General features: G+C 57.6%; 16 protein-coding genes and 1 tRNA gene. 5 read left to right on the top strand and 12 right to left on the bottom strand.

Annotation, left to right across the window (positions count from 1 at the left end; translation table 11 throughout):
• Positions 1-78: 78 nt before the first annotated feature.
• The 7 genes from ytfQ to pcsA form a co-directional block, all read right to left on the bottom strand.
• The gene (gene ytfQ / locus FBZ97_RS16660) at positions 79-1,041 is read right to left on the bottom strand and encodes a galactofuranose ABC transporter, galactofuranose-binding protein YtfQ (protein WP_069612140.1); all 963 of its coding nucleotides are present in this window, start codon (positions 1,039-1,041) and stop codon (positions 79-81) included.
• A gap of 144 nt (positions 1,042-1,185) precedes the next feature.
• Positions 1,186-2,262 carry a BMP family ABC transporter substrate-binding protein gene (locus FBZ97_RS16655; protein WP_069612139.1) on the bottom strand — a complete coding sequence of 359 codons (1,077 nt, stop codon included), beginning with the start codon at positions 2,260-2,262 and terminating at the stop codon, positions 1,186-1,188.
• A 53-nt stretch (positions 2,263-2,315) separates the two neighbouring features.
• Entirely contained in the window at positions 2,316-3,236 is a 921-nt protein-coding gene (locus FBZ97_RS16650) for an ABC transporter permease (protein ID WP_113352558.1), read from the bottom strand.
• Entirely contained in the window at positions 3,233-4,318 is a 1,086-nt protein-coding gene (locus tag FBZ97_RS16645; RefSeq protein ID WP_145320113.1) for an ABC transporter permease, read from the bottom strand. Before FBZ97_RS16645 ends, FBZ97_RS16650 begins: the two co-directional genes overlap by 4 nt.
• Positions 4,308-5,882 (bottom strand): ABC transporter ATP-binding protein, encoded by a 1,575-nt coding sequence (locus FBZ97_RS16640; protein ID WP_145320115.1) that lies wholly within the window; start codon positions 5,880-5,882, stop codon positions 4,308-4,310. The genes FBZ97_RS16645 and FBZ97_RS16640 overlap by 11 nt, the downstream gene beginning before the upstream one ends.
• A gap of 41 nt (positions 5,883-5,923) precedes the next feature.
• A complete protein-coding gene (locus FBZ97_RS16635) occupies positions 5,924-6,907 on the bottom strand; it encodes a quinone oxidoreductase (protein WP_113352559.1) in 984 nt (327 codons plus the stop codon).
• Positions 6,908-6,919: 12 nt separating this feature from the next.
• Positions 6,920-7,645, bottom strand: coding sequence for a phosphatidylcholine synthase (pcsA, locus tag FBZ97_RS16630; RefSeq protein ID WP_145320117.1), 726 nt, complete (start codon positions 7,643-7,645; stop codon positions 6,920-6,922).
• 212 nt (positions 7,646-7,857) lie between these two features.
• Between pcsA and FBZ97_RS16625 the strand changes: the two genes are divergently transcribed.
• Positions 7,858-9,060: a UbiH/UbiF family hydroxylase gene (locus tag FBZ97_RS16625; protein WP_145320119.1), complete on the top strand. Its 1,203-nt coding sequence runs from the start codon at positions 7,858-7,860 to the stop codon at positions 9,058-9,060.
• Here the strand turns inward: FBZ97_RS16625 and FBZ97_RS16620 are convergent.
• Positions 9,037-9,999, bottom strand: coding sequence for an AEC family transporter (locus FBZ97_RS16620; protein ID WP_113352562.1), 963 nt, complete (start codon positions 9,997-9,999; stop codon positions 9,037-9,039). The two genes, FBZ97_RS16625 and FBZ97_RS16620, sit on opposite strands and share 24 nt — an antisense overlap.
• 63 nt (positions 10,000-10,062) lie before the next feature.
• Positions 10,063-10,830, bottom strand: a complete 768-nt coding sequence (locus FBZ97_RS16615; RefSeq protein WP_145320121.1) for a cytochrome c biogenesis CcdA family protein — start codon at positions 10,828-10,830, stop codon at positions 10,063-10,065.
• A gap of 282 nt (positions 10,831-11,112) precedes the next feature.
• Here FBZ97_RS16615 and FBZ97_RS16610 point away from each other — a divergent pair, with 282 nt between their 5' ends.
• Positions 11,113-11,391: a PsiF family protein gene (locus FBZ97_RS16610; protein WP_113333747.1), complete on the top strand. Its 279-nt coding sequence runs from the start codon at positions 11,113-11,115 to the stop codon at positions 11,389-11,391.
• 818 nt (positions 11,392-12,209) lie between these two features.
• Here FBZ97_RS16610 and FBZ97_RS16605 read toward each other — a convergent pair.
• The 3 genes from FBZ97_RS16605 to FBZ97_RS16595 all read right to left on the bottom strand — a co-directional run bounded on the left by FBZ97_RS16605 (position 12,210) and on the right by FBZ97_RS16595 (position 14,140).
• Positions 12,210-12,413: a hypothetical protein gene (locus tag FBZ97_RS16605; protein ID WP_145320123.1), complete on the bottom strand. Its 204-nt coding sequence runs from the start codon at positions 12,411-12,413 to the stop codon at positions 12,210-12,212.
• Between the two features lie 494 nt (positions 12,414-12,907).
• The gene (locus FBZ97_RS16600; protein ID WP_113333745.1) at positions 12,908-13,384 is read right to left on the bottom strand and encodes a hypothetical protein; all 477 of its coding nucleotides are present in this window, start codon (positions 13,382-13,384) and stop codon (positions 12,908-12,910) included.
• 680 nt (positions 13,385-14,064) lie between these two features.
• Positions 14,065-14,140: transfer RNA gene (locus FBZ97_RS16595), tRNA-Lys, on the bottom strand.
• Positions 14,141-14,517: 377 nt separating this feature from the next.
• On the opposite strand from FBZ97_RS16595, the gene FBZ97_RS16590 reads away from it, so the two are divergent.
• From FBZ97_RS16590 to FBZ97_RS16580, 3 genes are all read left to right on the top strand, one after another.
• Positions 14,518-14,775, top strand: a complete 258-nt coding sequence (locus FBZ97_RS16590) for a GlsB/YeaQ/YmgE family stress response membrane protein (RefSeq protein WP_095434844.1) — start codon at positions 14,518-14,520, stop codon at positions 14,773-14,775.
• A gap of 192 nt (positions 14,776-14,967) precedes the next feature.
• Positions 14,968-15,174, top strand: a complete 207-nt coding sequence (locus FBZ97_RS16585; protein WP_095434843.1) for a hypothetical protein — start codon at positions 14,968-14,970, stop codon at positions 15,172-15,174.
• A 203-nt stretch (positions 15,175-15,377) separates the two neighbouring features.
• Complete coding sequence (locus FBZ97_RS16580; protein WP_113352566.1) at positions 15,378-15,992, top strand: GntR family transcriptional regulator; 615 nt, start codon at positions 15,378-15,380, stop codon at positions 15,990-15,992.
• Positions 15,993-15,999 lie beyond the last annotated feature (7 nt).

The raw sequence follows: 15,999 nt of genomic DNA, 5'->3' as shown, positions 1-15,999 counted from the left end.
TTCCGTGGGTGCGCCGGCATCTTGCACAATATATCGCACCGGCGCGGTATTGCCGATTCGGTGCGATGGGCTTTCGTCTTAGTAGCCGAGGTCTTTCTTCTGCTCGTAGACCTTCTGCGGATCATCGGCCTGCGTGTAGAGCTTGGATTCCGTCTGGATCCACTTCGGCGGCTCTTTCTTGGTCTTCAGGTAAGCATCGAGCGCATCGAAGGCCGGACCAGCCATGTTCGGCGTCAGCTCCACGGTTGCGTTGGCTTCACCGGCAGCCATGGCCTTGAAGAGATCCGGAACCGAATCGATCGACACGGTCAGGATGTCCTTGCCCGGCTTCAGGCCGGCTTCCTTGATAGCCTGAATGGCGCCGACGGCCATATCGTCGTTATGAGCATAGAGCGCGCAGATATCCTTGCCGCCGTTTTCAGCCTTCAGGAAGCTTTCCATGACTTCCTTGCCCTTGGCGCGAGTGAAATCGCCGGTCTGGCTGCGAACGATCTTCAGGTTGTCATGACCCTTGATGGCTTCCTCGAAACCCTTCTTGCGGGCGATGGCCGGCGAGGAACCGGTCGTGCCCTGCAGCTCGACGATGTTGCACTTCTTGTCGCCGACTGTCTTCACGAGCCAGTCGCCGGCAACCTTGCCTTCATGAACCAGGTCGGATGTGACAGCCGTCAGATAAAGGTCCTTCGGCGCGGCGACCGTGCGGTCAAGCAGGATGACCGGGATCTTTGCTTCCTTGGCTTCCTTCAGAACGGCATCCCAGCCGGTTTCGACGACGGGCGCCAGCAGGATCGCATCGACACCCTGCGCGATGAACGAGCGGATCGCTTTGATCTGGTTTTCCTGCTTCTGCTGCGCGTCAGCGAATTTCAGGTCGATGCCGCGCTTCTTGGCTTCCTGCTTGGTCAACGTGGTCTCAGCCGCGCGCCAGCCAGACTCCGAACCAATTTGCGAGAAGCCGACAACCAGGTCTTTAGCCGACGCCGACGTAAACATGCAGGCAGCGAGAATCGTAGCACTAACGAGTGCGGTCTTAAACTTCATGATTATCTCCCAAAGGCCATCTCCTCAGGCCCGCCGTCAAAAAATCATATAGTAATACTTTTGTAAATCGACATTCGATGATGCAGCGCAACAAAAAAGGGCGCCCGAGGCACCCTTTTCTCAACTTTAACTATTCGATGGAGCTTACTTCGAAGCCGGCAACTTGTCGTCCACGCCTTCGATGTAGAAATTCATGCCGAGCAACGTGCCGTCGTCAGCCTTTTCACCGGCCTTCAGCCAGGGCGTGCCGTCCTGCTTGTTGATCGGACCGGTGAAGGGAGCCAGCTCGCCGGACTTGATCTTGGCTTCGGTTTCCTGGGCCATCTTCTTCACGTCGTCAGGCATGTTCGTATAGTCCGCCATCTTCAAGATACCGTCCTTGAGGCCGTCCCAGCTCTGTTCGGACTTCCACGTGCCGTCGAGCAGCGCATGAACGCGCTTGGAGTAGTAGTTGCCCCAGGTGTCGACGATCGCCGTCAGCTGCGCCTTCGGGCCAGCCTTGATCATGTCGGAAGCCTGGCCGAAAGCGTGAATGCCGCGCTCTTCAGCCACCTGCATCGGCGCCGTCGTATCGGTGTGCTGCGTCAGGATATCGACGCCCTGGTCGACCATGGCCTTGGCGGCATCAGCTTCCTTGCCGGGATCGAACCAAGTGTTGACCCAGACGACCTTGAGCTTGAAGCTCGGATCGATCGAGCGGGCGCCCTGTTCGAAGGAGTTGATGCCCATCACGACTTCCGGAATCGGGAAGGACGCGATGTAGGCGGCACCATGGTTCTTCGACATCTTGGCGGCGATCTGACCGAGGATATAGCGGCCTTCATAGAAGCGCGAGTTATAGGTCGCGAGATTCGGACCGCTCTTGAAGCCGGTCGCATGCTCGAACTTCACTTTCGGGAACTTGGCGGCAACCTTGACGGTCGCATCCATGAAGCCGAACGAGGTGGAGAAGATCAGCGAGCAGCCGGAGCGGGCGAGACGCTCGATGGCGCGCTCGGCGTCCGGGCCTTCCGGTACGTTTTCGAGATAAGGCGTCTCGATCTTGTTGCCGAATTCCTTCTGGATCTGCTGACGGCCGAGATCATGCGCCTGCGAATAGCCGCCGTCCGTGTGCGAACCGACATAGACGAAGCAGACCTTGGTCGGTGCTGCTTCTGCAGCGGCAGCGAAACCAACGATGGCTGCCGCTGTCGTTGTGAGGGCGAGTGCTAGTTTTTTCATGGTTACCCCTACTGGTTTGACATGTTTTGCAGAAATCGGTCCGGCCGTTGCAATCAACGCTCCGGAACGAAGGCCTTGCCGAGCGACGCTGGCGTGTTGATCAAGGTCGCGCGGCGATTTTGAGAGATGATGACGAGAACCACAATAGTCGACGCATAGGGCAGCATCGACAGGAATTGCGAGGGAATGCCGACGCCGAAGCCCTGCGCATGGAACTGCAGGATCGTTACGGCGCCGAAGAGATAACCGCCGGCCAGAACACGCATCGGCCGCCAGGAGGCGAAGACGACGAGCGCCAGCGTCACCCAACCGCGGCCGGCCGACATGTTCTCCACCCATTGCGGCGTATAGACGAGCGAGAGCTGCGCGCCGGCAAGCCCGGCGCAGGCACCGCCGAACATGACAGCGAGATAGCGCGTGCGGATGACGTCGATCCCGAGCGCATGGGCGGAGCCATGGCTGTCGCCGACGGCACGCAGTTTCAGGCCGGCGCGACTGCGGAAGAGGAACCAATTCACGCCGATCAGAAGCGCGATTGAGAGGTAGAAGGTCAGATCCTGCTTGAACAGCACCGAGCCGATCAGCGGAATATCCGACAGGAACGGGAAGACGATCTCGTGCAGCTGGACGCCAGGCACGCTGACATAGCCTTCACCGATCATGCCGGAAAGGCCGAGCCCCAGGATGGTCAGCGCCAGACCGGTCGCCACCTGGTTCGTCACCAGCGTCAGAGTGAGGAAGCCGAACAGCAGCGAGAAGAGCGCACCGGCAATGATACCGGTCAGCAGGCCGACATAGGGCGATCCGCTCATCTGCGCGCCGACAAAAGCGGCGACGGCGCCGATAATCATCATGCCTTCGACGCCGAGGTTGAGGACGCCCGAGCGCTCCACCACCAATTCGCCGAGGCCAGCGATAACGAGCGGCGTCGATGCGGTGATGATCGTCAGGAGGATTGCTTCGAAAACGCTCATGCCGCACCTCCACGGACCCGCGACCAGATCACACGGATTTTGTAATAGATCAACGTGTCGCAGGAGAGCACGAAAAATAGCAAGAGGCCCTGGAAAACGCTGGCCGCCTTGGCTGATATCCCCGGCGATAATTGCGCGGCTTCACCACCGAGATAGGTCAGCGCCAGCACCAGACCGGAAAGGATGGCTCCGAGCGGATTGAGGCGCGCAAGAAAGGCGACGATGATGGCGGTGAAACCGTAACCCGGCGAGATCGCCGGTTGCAGATGGCCGATGGAACCGGAAACTTCGGATATGCCGGCCAATCCCGAGAGCGCCCCCGAAACGAGAAAGGCGAACCAAACCATTTTCCGCGAGGAAAAACCGGCAAAGCGCCCTGCCCGCGCCGACTGGCCGAGCACGCTTATCTCAAAGCCTTTCAGCGTATATTTCATAACGAACCAGGCAAGGATCGCCGCGATAACGGCAAAGACGATGCCCCAATGCGCGCGCCCGGAATCCTCCCAGATCGCCGGCAGGACGGCTTCCGGCGGAAAATCGATGCTCTGCGGGAAATTATGGCCCTGCGGATCGCGCCACGGCCCGCGCGACAGCCAATCGAGGAACAGTTGCGCAATATAGACAAGCATCAGGCTCGTCAGGATTTCATTGGTATTGAAATGAGCCTTCAGCAGCGCGGGAATGGCGGCATAGAGTGCACCGCCGATGGCGCCGGCGATCAGCATCAAAGGCAGGATCATCGGCGAATGCCAATCAGTGAAAACGATCGGGATGAAGGAGCCGGCGATCGCACCCATCGTAAACTGGCCTTCGGCACCGATATTCCAATTGTTGGAACGGTAGCAGAGGCATAGGCCGACGGCGATCAGGATCAGCGGCCCCGCCTTGATCGCCAATTCGTGCAGCGACCACACTTCCAGCAGAGGCTCGACAAAGAAGGCGTCGAGCGCCTCGACGGGATCCTTGCCCATGACGGCGAACATGATGGTGCCTGCGATCAGCGCCAACGCGAGAGCAAGTAACGGCGACAGGAAGCCGAACAGCTTCGAGACCTGCGGGCGCTTTTCAAGTTCAATGCGCATGTGCAGGCTCCGAATGCGTCTTCGATTCATGCAGCCCGCCCATCAGCAGGCCAATCTTTTCGCGCGTCAACTCGCCGGCCGGATAGGACGGTGACAGCCGCCCTTCCGAAATGACGGCAATATCGGTCGCGACTTCAAAAATCTCATCCAGATCCTGGCTGATGACGAGCACGGCCGAGCCGTCGCGGGCGAGATCGACCAATGCCTGGCGGATGCGGCTTGCGGCGCCGGCATCGACGCCCCAGGTCGGCTGGTTGACGACGAGCACGCTTGGCTGGCGATCCAGTTCGCGGCCGACGATGAACTTCTGCAGATTGCCGCCGGACAAGGCGCCGGCAGCCGGATCCTCGCCGCTCTTGCGCACATCCATCGCCTCGCAGATGCGCTTCGTCGCCTGCTTGACCGCGCCATGCCTGATGACGTTGAAGAAGCTACCACCCAGAAACGACTTGCGGTCCGACTGATGCCTGGCGAGCACGAGGTTATCCGACAGCTTCAATGCGGATACCGCAGCATGACCGTGACGTTCCTCCGGCACGAAACCTGCGCCGATCAGTCGGCGCGCATTAATGCCCTTGGTGCCGACGGACTTGCCGCGCAATTGGACGAGATCGTCCGCTGCGACCGTGTATTCGCCGGAAATGACATCGAACAATTCGCCCTGGCCGTTGCCGGCAACCCCGGCAATCGCCAGGATCTCGCCGGCGCGCACACGCAGGGAAACGTCCTTCAGTGCCATGGCAAACGGGGTTCGTGCCGGTGCCGAAAGACCGGCAATCTCCAGGAGAATATCTCCCTTCGCACCGAGGCCCTCGTGCTGCACGCTGGCGACATCGTTGCCGACCATCATACGAGCGAGCGAACCGGTCGTTTCCTGCCGCGGATCGCAGGCACCCGTAACTTTGCCGTGGCGCAGGACAGTAGCGCGCGAACAGATGCGCTGCACCTCCTCCAGCCGATGGCTGATGTAGAGCACCGAGCGTCCCTCGTCTCTCAACTTAAACAGGGTCTCGAAGAGACGATCGGCTTCCTGCGGTGTCAAAACGGAGGTTGGCTCGTCAAGAATGATCAGTTTCGGGTTTTGCAGAAGCGCCCGCACGATCTCGATGCGCTGGCGTTCGCCAACCGAAAGATCGGCGACATGTGCATTCGGATCGAGCGGCAAGCCATAGGCGTGAGAGAGCTTTGCGGCTTCCTCGGAAATTTTTGCGAGCGGGATATTGCTGTCGAGCGAGAGCGCTATATTTTCCGCGACAGTCAGCGCTTCGAACAAAGAAAAATGCTGAAATACCATGCCGATGCCGAGCTTGCGCGCCGTGCCCGGCGCGTCTATCGACACAGGTTGCCCTTGCCAGACGATCTGTCCATGCGACGGTTCGAGCACGCCGAACAGCATCTTGACGAGCGTGGATTTCCCTGCGCCGTTTTCTCCGAGGAGAGCGTGAATTTCTCCCGGCTGGATTTCAAGATCGATTTCGTTGCAAGCAGTAAAACTGCCGAACAGTTTCGTCAGTTTGCGAACCGACAATAGTGCACCGGTTGCCGGCGCATCGGATGACGACACGTTCCCCTCATTTCCTTCCCACCGTCCTGCCCTTTACGGATCTATGGGATCAGTAGTGTAGTTCCACTCGTTTTCCTGGCTTCCAAATCCGCATGCGCGCGCCCTGCATCAACAAGCGGATAAGTTTGATGAATATTGATACGCACTTTGCTGCTTTGCACAACAGCAAATAACGCCTTTGCACTGGCTCTCAACTCCTCAGCTGTGCCGACATAGGCAAAAAGGCTTGGCCGCGTGGCAAAGAGCGAGCCTTTCTGATTGAGGATGGCAAGATTGAAATTCTCGATCGGGCCGGAAGACTGGCCGAAGGTGACCCACATCCCGCGCGGCTTCAGACAATCGAGTGACCGCGGGAAAGTATCCTTGCCCACCGAGTCATAGACGACATCGACACCCTTGCCTCCGGTAATCTCGCGGACACGCTCGGCAAAATTCTCTTCGCTGTAGTCGATGACGTGGTCGTAGCCGTGCGCCAGCGCTAATTCGACCTTTTCGGCGGAACCGGCAGTGCCGATGACGGTTTCGGCGCCGAGGGCCTTAGCCCATTGGCCGGCAATCAGGCCTACACCGCCTGCAGCCGCATGAAACAACAGCGTCGTTCCAGGACCAACCTTGAAGGTGCGGTTCAGCAGATACTCGGCCGTCATGCCCTTCAGCATCATCGATGCCGCGGTTTCAAGCGGAATATCATCGGGCACTTTGACCAGATGCCGGGTCTCGATGTTGCGTTCGATGCTGTAGGCGCCATCGCTGCCGGCATAGGCAACGCGATCGCCGACGGCAAAATCGGTTACCCCAGGCCCGACTTCGGTGATCGTCCCCGCAGCTTCCTTACCGAGCGGCAACGGAAATTGAGGTGCCTTATAGAGGCCGGAGCGAAAGTAGACATCGATGAAGTTGAGGCCGATCGCAGCGTGACGAAGCTGCACCTCACCCGCGCCGGGAGGTGGCAAATCCACCTCCTCCAGCTTCATGACCTCCGGACCGCCATTTTCATGAATACGGATAGCCTTGGTCTTCTTCATGATGCACAATCCTTACTGACGTCCGAGGGACGGGAAAAACTGCAGCACGGCACCGATGCAATAAAGATAAATCCCGCTGACGATGAACAGGACAACCGCCCATTGCGGCATGACGAAATGCATCAGCAGCGAATAGATGCCAAGCGCCGACCAGAAGAGAAATATGCCAAGGTTCAGCGGCCGCAAGCGCTTGACGCGCACGGGATGAAGAAAATTGATCGGCAGGAAGGTCAGGACGACGGAAACGCCGACGAGGATGATGGCTGTCGTGGCGCTGGCGCCGATGACGAAAAGCGTGAAAATCACCATGTTCCAGACCACCGGAAAGCCGGAGAAGAAATATTCGTCCGTCTTCATGCCGGTATCGGCGTAATAGATGGCACTGGAAACCACGATCATGCCGGCGGCGACAAACGACCAGGGCTCGCCGATCATACCGCTCTCATAGAGCGCGAAGGCCGGCAGGAGCACGTAGGTGACGTAATCGATGATGTTGTCGAGCGTGTCGCCGGACCAGTTTGGCAGAACTTCCTTCACGCGGACCTTGCGCGCGATCGGCCCGTCTATGCCATCGACCAGCAGCGCCAGGCCAAGCCACCAGAACATATCGACGAAGCGATGTTCCGACGCCGCGACGACACCGAGAAAGGCGAGAAACGATCCGGATGCCGTCAGTATATGAACGGAGAAAGCACGCATCTCCGCATAAGGCACCCGCTTGTAATTGAAGATTTTCATCCGCCCCACGACTCGTCAGCTTATTCACCTGCCCCGGCAGGCGGTTTTTCTTGCTAATATGCATCCTTTGGTCGGCATCGCCAGCGCAAAAGCGTTCATTGCGGCACGCTAGCGCGACTCACTGTCATTTTCACCCGTTGCGATGTTTCATCCCATGGATTTCAACAGGCTAAGCGCTTATTTTCAGAACCAAAGGCAATTGAGGCATCGATATGAAGCAGATTGAAGTGGCCGTTATCGGCGGTGGACTCGCCGGCATGATCACGGCTTTCGCGCTGGCACGCGGCGGAAGATCCGTCGCCCTTGTCGTGGCGCCGCACAGCAAGGCCGACAAGCGGACGACGGCGCTGATGGATCAGTCGATCCGCTTTCTGGAACGCCTGACGCTGTGGGACAGGATCGTACCTTCAGCCGCGCCGCTGACGACGATGCGCATCATAGACGGCACATCGCGACTGTTGCGGGCGCCGACCGTCTCGTTCCGATCGTCCGAAATCGGCCTGGATGCCTTCGGCTACAATATTCCGAATTCCGTGTTGCTCGACAATCTCAGCCAAGCCATCGAAGCGGAAGGCAATGTCAGCCGCATCGAAGCCACGGCTTCCGAGATCACCTTCGGCGATGATGGCGTATCGATTACCCTCGACAATGGCGATTCGATCGATGCGGCATTCGTCGTCGGCGCGGACGGCCGCAATTCGATGGTGCGAGAGACGCTCGGAATCAAGACCAAGGGCTGGTCCTATCCGCAATCGGCAATGGTTCTGAATTTTTCGCATAGCCTGTCGCATCAGAACATCTCCACGGAATTCCATACCGAAAGCGGTCCGTTTACGCAGGTGCCTCTGCCCGGCCGGCGCTCCAGCCTCGTCTGGGTTCAGAAGCCGGCCGAAGCGGCAGCCAACGCAGAGAAGTCGCTCGAAGAACTCGGCCGACTGGTCGAGGAGCGGATGCAATCGATGCTCGGCCAGGTCACGATCGAGGACAGCGTGCAGGTCTGGCCCCTTTCAGGCATGACAGCCTATCGCTTCGGCAAAGGCCGCGCCGCGCTGATCGGCGAAGCAGCCCATGTCTTCCCCCCAATCGGCGCGCAGGGCCTCAATCTCAGCCTTCGCGATATCCTGGCGCTGACAGATATTCTCTGCACGCGGGGGGACCAGCCGATCCCGGCCACATCGGGCGATAGTTTCGACCGCAAGAGACGTGCTGACATCATCAGCCGCACGGCAAGCGTCGATCTTCTCAATCGTTCGCTGCTGTCGGACTTCCTGCCGGTACAGATGCTGCGCGCGGCAGGCCTGCATGTGCTTTCGGCCATTGCTCCGCTGCGCAACATCGTCATGCGCGAGGGTATCGAACCGGGTGGCGGCCTGCGCAACTTTTCGTCGGCATTACGGGAAAAGCTGCGCCGGTAAGGTGCCGGACTTTATCAGATAGAGCACCAGCGAAACCGTCACCACGGAACAGGCCGTGGTGATCAGGATGGTAGCGGAGGCCCGCTCCTGCCAGACACCATATTGCTGGCCGATGACGAAGACGTTCGTTGCCGTCGGCAACGCCGCCAGCAATACGGCCGCCTCGATCCAGATCGGATCGAAGCCGCCGACAGCTTGCAGGACGACATAGACGACCAATGGATGCAGGATGAGCTTTGCCGGCACGATATAGCCGATCTCGACTGGAACCCGCTTCAGCGGACGCAGCGCGAGCGTTACCCCCATGGCAAATAGTGCACAAGGTGCAGCCGCTTGTGCGAGATAATTGACAAATCGCTCGAAGGCGATCGGTTGGTGCAGCGATAACGCAGCCACGACAAAACCCAGCGCTGTCGACAGGATGAAAGGGTGCAGCAGTACCTTCCGGGCGATATCGGCAGCAACGCGCCATGGCGATCGCTTGTCGCCGCCTTCCAGCGCCATCAGGGCAGGCGCGACAATGAAATGCAGTGCGTTTTCAAAGCACACGATCAGCGCTACCGGAACCGCGGCCCGTTCGCCGAGCGCCAGTAGCGCAAGCCCCGGCCCCATGTAGCCGATATTGCCATAGGCGCCGGCAAAGGCCTGGATAGTGCTGTCGGCAAGCGAATTGCGGCGCAGGAAGTGGCCGATCAGGAACAGCAGCAGGAAAATCGAGTAAGTCGCGGCGATATCGGTGGCGATGAAGTCGATCCGAGTCAGCTGTTCGATCGGCGTCTGCGAAACGAGCCTGAAGAACAGCGCCGGCAATGCTGCGTAGATAATGAACGTATTCAGCCAGCCGAGCGCTTCTGCCGGCTGCTTTGTAATGCGCGCGGCAACATAGCCGATCAGGATCAGACCGAAGAATGGCAGCAGCAGACCAACAATATCAGCCATGGGGGTCAGCCATCGGGCATATTCCATTTGCCGGGAAAAAGAAGGCGGAAGGTATTGCCCGACTTAGCCGATTTTCATCAGGATTGGAAAGGTTTGCTGAAACCAGATCGCCATGTCGCTCACATAGCCGAAGATGAAAGCGAGACCTGTCAGCACTAGAAGCCCGCCCATGATCTTTTCGACCGTGCCGAGATGGCGGCGGAAGCGGGAGAGAAAGCGCATGAAGGCGCCGGAAAAGCCGGCGGCGATCCAGAAGGGGATGGCAAGCCCGAGCGAATAGACGGCAAGCAGGCCCGCACCGGCTCCCACCGTTTCACGCGAGGCGGCAATGCCGAGGATGGCGCCAAGCACCGGGCCGATGCAAGGCGTCCAGCCGAAAGCAAAGGCAAGGCCCATGATATAAGCGCCCGTCAGTGTCGCCGGCTTGCCGCCGCTCTGGAAGCGCGCCTCCCGGGCGAGAAGGCCGATGCGGAAGACGCCGAGGAAGTTCAGCCCCATGATGACGATGATCAAACCGCCGATCTTGGCGAGAATATCGAGGTGCTGGCGCAAAAGCATGCCGATCGAGGACGCACCGGCGCCGAGCGCGACAAATACGGTGGCAAATCCCAAGGTGAAGAACAGTGCCGACATCAGCACATTGCCGCGAACGCTCGGGCCAGGAACACTCGGGCCTCCCGCTACCGCTGCACCGCCTCCGCGAAACTGCTCGACCGAGATTCCCGCCATGTAGCAGAGATAAGGCGGCACGAGCGGCAGCACGCAGGGTGAAAGAAACGAAAGCGCTCCGGCGAGCAAGGCACTCAGAAGCGAGATATCGGCAAGCGACACGATGGACTCCGGCTATGTCATTCCGGCTCCCTTCCTAACGGTGCTGGAATCGGAAAGCCAATCACCTTTTCGAGCAGGCCCTGTCTTGCCTTAAAGTTGACGGAATTGAGAGACCTTCAGACTATTGCAAAATCTCGATTTCGCCCGATTTTCCGGGCGTGACCAAGGGTCGCGGAGCCGGCTGATGAACGAATTGCTTTTGTAAAAATATTGGTTCAAGCTGTTGATGTTCGTCGAACAACGTACATTCCACCCCAGCTACTCAGCGGAGGAAAAGCCCCCATGCGTATTGCTACTATGTTCACGACTGCAGCCTTTGTCGCACTCTTCAGCGTAAGTGCCATGGCACAAACGGCGACCACCCCCAGCACGACCACGACAACCCCGAGCGCAACGACGTCGACCCCGTCGACGACAAATACGATGAAGCCGAAGGCAACGAAGCCTGCCCAAACCGCCGTTTCAAAGGCATGTTCGGCTCAGGCTGACGCCAAGGGTCTGCATGGAAAGGCACGTGCCAAGTTCCGAAGCGATTGCAAGAAGAACGGCGGCAAGGCCTAAAACTCGTTTCATTCTCGAATCGTGGTCAACTTTGCCGTCCAGCTGGCGGTAGAGTTGACCACTACGGCGCTCCCATCAAATAATCCCGACGGAAAGACCGAGCTGCGGCGTCTGAACGCTGTTTGCTTGCGACGATCGCTTGTGCTGCGATCCTTTAGTCGGACATATCCTGTTGTTCTCGCCGAATTCCGGACGGAAAACCGTTGTCGCCTTTTCTAAGATGACCTTGCAGGCTAGTGCCATTGATGCCGGCCGGCGTGAGTGTGCGTTATCCGGCTATCACCCGCTCATTGTCGACTTCGATTGCGGGCTTGGCTCTCTCGCAGCCATAGCAACGTTCTGCAATAAACGAGACAAACCCGGGAAACCGACTGACATTACAGTCCATCCCTATCCGGTCAAATCAATAGACGGAGCAGGAAGTTGAGACCCGCCATAAACCCTCCCCCTTCGGAAGCAGCATCGCAGACTAACTATCTGACAGCCTGTCTTTTCGCCCTGGAACCCTCCATCGAGAGCCTGGTTGCTGCAGCGATGAAATCCGGCTGGAAGCGCGAATATGTTCTTCTTGCCATCATGGCCATCGCGCTGAACCACGGCGGCACAAACCCATCGTCACCTAAGTCGTTGCATTCATGAATGATGGAGAATGAAGTCGGCGACGCAAACAGCAACATCACTACCGAAACGATGATCGTATCGCGATCGTCGCTGCGCTACTTTTGCCGGACTGCGCGATTATCTTTCCATGAGAAACGGCGCATGACGCGCGCGAGCAGCCATCCGACATCAGTGTATCGCTCAGACGTCCCTGGGGCTCATGCGTCCCTAGGTTTACGCTCTTTTGTCACCGGATCGACTTTACCCTCGGCAAGCCTGTTACGGGGATCGGCAACGAGCGAAGCCTCGTCCTTTTCTTTATTCAGCCGGTCGTACTTACGGATCTCGCTATGCTGTATCCTCGCCAGGGCTTGCTTCTTCTCACGTCCACCATGCGATTCACTTTGTCGATCCTGTGCCAAGATGCGCCTCCTGTCTTTTCAAAAGGGAACTCACTTGATGCGATTAGGTTCCGATGGAAATAACGACACCATCATAGTCAGCGATCTCTCATCCGACCGCCGAGCGAATTTCGGAGGATTTTCGTCTTTGGAAGCGGCAAAGCGCCACCTCACTGTACTTTTAGCGACAGATAATATAATAATGCGACGATAGACGTGAAACGAATCATGAATTTCATGCGTTTAAGCTTCACTGCCATGTGAGGAAGCTGATCATGACGTCGGTCGAACGGAAGAAGCTCGCGCGGCTTGTTATGTTGAAACTGCTACCGATCTTCGGTGGCCTCACCGCGGTTGCGGTCGTCGCACTTTCCACAATCGCATAATCCCGCAATCGCACTCATAATCCCGCAATCCTATAGGCATTGGCCACGGAACATGCATCGACGTTGCTCGACCATAAGCGATCGCCGATCTTGAATCAGGGTGCTCTTAATATTTCGCCTGCCCAAAGGTCAGGAGCAGTCGGTGCTGTCGACTGAAAATGAATAGTCCCTGCCCTTCAGCTGATAAATGTAATTCGCCAGAGATGCTTCGCCGGAACTGAACTTCGGTAACAGGAAGTCGCAGAGGTCAGTGAGCTGTGCGGATTTGACGAGAGGCGGATCGAAATCGTCATCATCGTCGAGATCGTAGAAATAGCTGTAGATGTGATCGGTGAGATCTATCTTTGTCAGCGTGGTCTTTTGATCGATCTTCTTAGGTAAATCCTTGTTGGCGAAGATCACCGGATAGCGCTCCGAAAGGAAGGGAACCACTAACCGCTCGGTCACCGGTGTGGTCATCGCGATTCCTAAAAGCGGCAGCAGCCTCAAGGCTATCGGAAGCCTCCTGCCCGCGATCAATCCGGCCAAAAGTCCCAAGGATACCAGCAACCCACAAACGGTCGCATAAATCTCCCATAGTGACAGCTCTGCCACGAATTCCATCATTCGCCTGTCGTCTTCACCAACAATCTTATTGATGAAGCTATGGTACTACCAAATCGAGATTCGTCACCAGCCAATTCCGGCGAAATCTCATCAACAACCTGTGCGTTATGCCTGGAAAACGAAAGCACGTCGCGAGCCGAGGCCAACAATCCATGAGATTTGGCAATGCAGAAACGACTGCGAAGGCTGCCGGGCCGTGCAGCCTTCGGCTCGCCTGATGAGCGATCTAATGAACCAGCTTTGCGACCTCGGGGACCGTTTGGATCGCGCTCTCGTGCCGTCCGGAAGTCAACCCGATGATTACAGCAACTGCGGCGACCATTATGTAAATAATCGTCCCTTTCGGCTTTCGATCCGATAAGCAACGCCTCGTCGACTCTAATGAACGCGGATGGTCAGACATCTTGATCCTTTGGTATTAAGAGCGCTCATTTAGTAGATCAGCGGCGCCGGATAAATATCTCGATTCGCGCATCTCCCCTGCAGGCAGCGAATACCGGGCTATTCTTGCGTCTGGATTGCACGGCAAAATTGACTGTTCCTGTCTGTGTGCCACATCTGGCCAGGTGCTTTATCCGCGTAACGTCGATATCACTGAAAAATCGAGCAATACAAAAGCCCGCGACCTTCGTCCTAGGGACGTTCGGTTACCTATCTCTTCGGGCTGGACAAAAAGGCGATGGTGAGAGCGATGGGATTCGAACCCATGACCTACTGATTAAAAGTCAGTTGCTCTACCGACTGAGCTACGCTCTCCCTCTCCGCTGGCAGAAGCTGCCCCGGTTGGAAGTGCGCGGAACATATGCAGACGCCCTATTGCGGTCAACCCATAAAATTGTGGTTGCGAGCGACCGAAGATGCTTTTCCTCACCTGGCTGCCGCGAAATGACGGCATCGAGCCGAAGAAGTCGCCTATTATTAAGGAAAATCAGAAATCCGACACCGCGCGCGGATGAGCTCCAACAAGGCAAACGATTCTCAAAGACCCAAACAACCGTAACAATTTCCCATAATAATCAGGGTTGCAATGAACGGATCGATCGGCTCGCCATCCGCAACAGTTGGGGTGCGAATCGTTTTTGGTGTATATCAGTTATTGTTAACAACCTGTCGGGCCCTCAGGAGGTTCTTTTATGGAAGACGCAAACGTCGGTTGGATTGCAGCAATTATCATCGGCGGCCTAGCTGGCTGGTTCGCCGAGATGATCATGAAAAGCAACACGGGCATAATCATGAACATCATCCTCGGCATTGTCGGCGCGCTCGTTGCCAGCTGGCTTTTCCGTACGCTCGGCATCGTCCTGCCGTTCCATGTATGGCTGAACTACCTGATTACAGGTTTCATCGGCGCCTGCATCCTGATTTTCGTCGGCCGACTGATCAGACGTTAGCAGCGCATCGGGCTGCGAAAACCCGAATTGGGAAGAGGAAAAAAGGGAAGGCGGGCCAAACCGCCTTCCCTTTTTTGTTACGCTCACCCGGCGAGATGCAAGACCGCGAAAATGCGCCCGTGGCTTTTGAGGCCTTTCCAAGCGCGACCTCGACGCTATCTACCAAAGGGGAACCGAAAGGAGGTTGGAAACATGACGGAAAACGCCAATCGGACAACCACCCGCAAAGTCATCCGCGGCCGCCCCTACAGCATTGCCGAGTTTGCACGGAAATATCGCCTCGATGATGCGGAGGCAAAACGCCTCTTCTACAAGTTCGGCCCGTCGTCCACCGAACTGGACCTACTCATGGCTGCCAAACGAAGGCCGCCCAGCCTTGCAACCGCAATCGGTCGATAACGCACGGCTTTCCCAGCCAGGCTTGCGAAATGCCGCTGCGATCGGCGACCGCAAAGCGGCGATCCGGCAGACACGATAGTCAGGCACAGCGGCACGGCCATGACGCATGGTTTTGCAATATACTGATATATCACATCCGATTGCCTTCGGAGATGCTAAATGACACTGTGTGCCACTCAAGCATAAGCCGGACGCAGCCTCGAATGCAGAATTCGCTTAGCCATCTTGCCTATCTCGCGTTGGAATACGCGATCGTGACGCTTGCGCTGAAGCCAGGCGCCCTCGTCACCGAAAAGCAGCTGATCGAAGTGGCCGAGCATGGGCGAACACCGGTGCGCGAGGCAATCCAGAAACTTGCATGGCAGGGATTGATCCATGTGCGGCCGCGCGTCGGCCTGCAAATCGCGGAGATTCGCCCCGAAGACCATCAATATGTCATGCAGGTGAGACGTGAATTGGAGCCAATTGCGGCCGCGCTCGCCGCCACCCATGCCGATCAGCAGCAGCGCGAGCAGTTGGAGGAATGCGCCCGCCTGATGACGGAGTGTGCCGTTACCGGCGACCTTCCCGGCTTTTTCGCTGCCGATAAGGCCTTCGACGAAATTCTCGAAGCCGCCTGCCCCAACAACTTCATCACAGCGGCGCTCGCAACCGTGCAGACGCACGCACGCCGTCTGTGGTATTCCACTGGAACGCATGATCGCATGGGCCTGGCGATCGCCATGCATGTCCAGGCCATCGAAGCCATTCGGGGCGGTGATGCCAAGGCGGCCGAGACTGCAATGGCATCACTCATCGATTACCTCAGCGGCACATGAAAAAAGC

Origin of the sequence: Rhizobium sp. ERR 942 (assembly GCF_007828395.1) — a bacterium.
Classification (GTDB): Bacteria; Pseudomonadota; Alphaproteobacteria; order Rhizobiales; family Rhizobiaceae; genus Rhizobium; species Rhizobium dioscoreae.
The sequence above is the reverse complement of the archived record's forward strand: the minus strand, read 5'-3'. Positions and strand labels throughout refer to the sequence as shown.

Coding starts and splice junctions, on each gene's coding strand:
- FBZ97_RS16590 (WP_095434844.1), top strand. CDS start 14,518: ATGGAAGACGCAAACGTCGGTTGGATTGCAGCAATTATCATCGGCGGC.
- FBZ97_RS16655 (WP_069612139.1), bottom strand. CDS start 2,262: ATGAAAAAACTAGCACTCGCCCTCACAACGACAGCGGCAGCCATCGTT.
- FBZ97_RS16580 (WP_113352566.1), top strand. CDS start 15,378: ATGCAGAATTCGCTTAGCCATCTTGCCTATCTCGCGTTGGAATACGCG.
- FBZ97_RS16585 (WP_095434843.1), top strand. CDS start 14,968: ATGACGGAAAACGCCAATCGGACAACCACCCGCAAAGTCATCCGCGGC.
- FBZ97_RS16600 (WP_113333745.1), bottom strand. CDS start 13,384: ATGATGGAATTCGTGGCAGAGCTGTCACTATGGGAGATTTATGCGACC.
- pcsA (WP_145320117.1), bottom strand. CDS start 7,645: ATGAAAATCTTCAATTACAAGCGGGTGCCTTATGCGGAGATGCGTGCT.
- FBZ97_RS16650 (WP_113352558.1), bottom strand. CDS start 3,236: ATGAGCGTTTTCGAAGCAATCCTCCTGACGATCATCACCGCATCGACG.
- FBZ97_RS16610 (WP_113333747.1), top strand. CDS start 11,113: ATGCGTATTGCTACTATGTTCACGACTGCAGCCTTTGTCGCACTCTTC.
- FBZ97_RS16620 (WP_113352562.1), bottom strand. CDS start 9,999: ATGGCTGATATTGTTGGTCTGCTGCTGCCATTCTTCGGTCTGATCCTG.
- FBZ97_RS16635 (WP_113352559.1), bottom strand. CDS start 6,907: ATGAAGAAGACCAAGGCTATCCGTATTCATGAAAATGGCGGTCCGGAG.
- ytfQ (WP_069612140.1), bottom strand. CDS start 1,041: ATGAAGTTTAAGACCGCACTCGTTAGTGCTACGATTCTCGCTGCCTGC.
- FBZ97_RS16645 (WP_145320113.1), bottom strand. CDS start 4,318: ATGCGCATTGAACTTGAAAAGCGCCCGCAGGTCTCGAAGCTGTTCGGC.
- FBZ97_RS16625 (WP_145320119.1), top strand. CDS start 7,858: ATGAAGCAGATTGAAGTGGCCGTTATCGGCGGTGGACTCGCCGGCATG.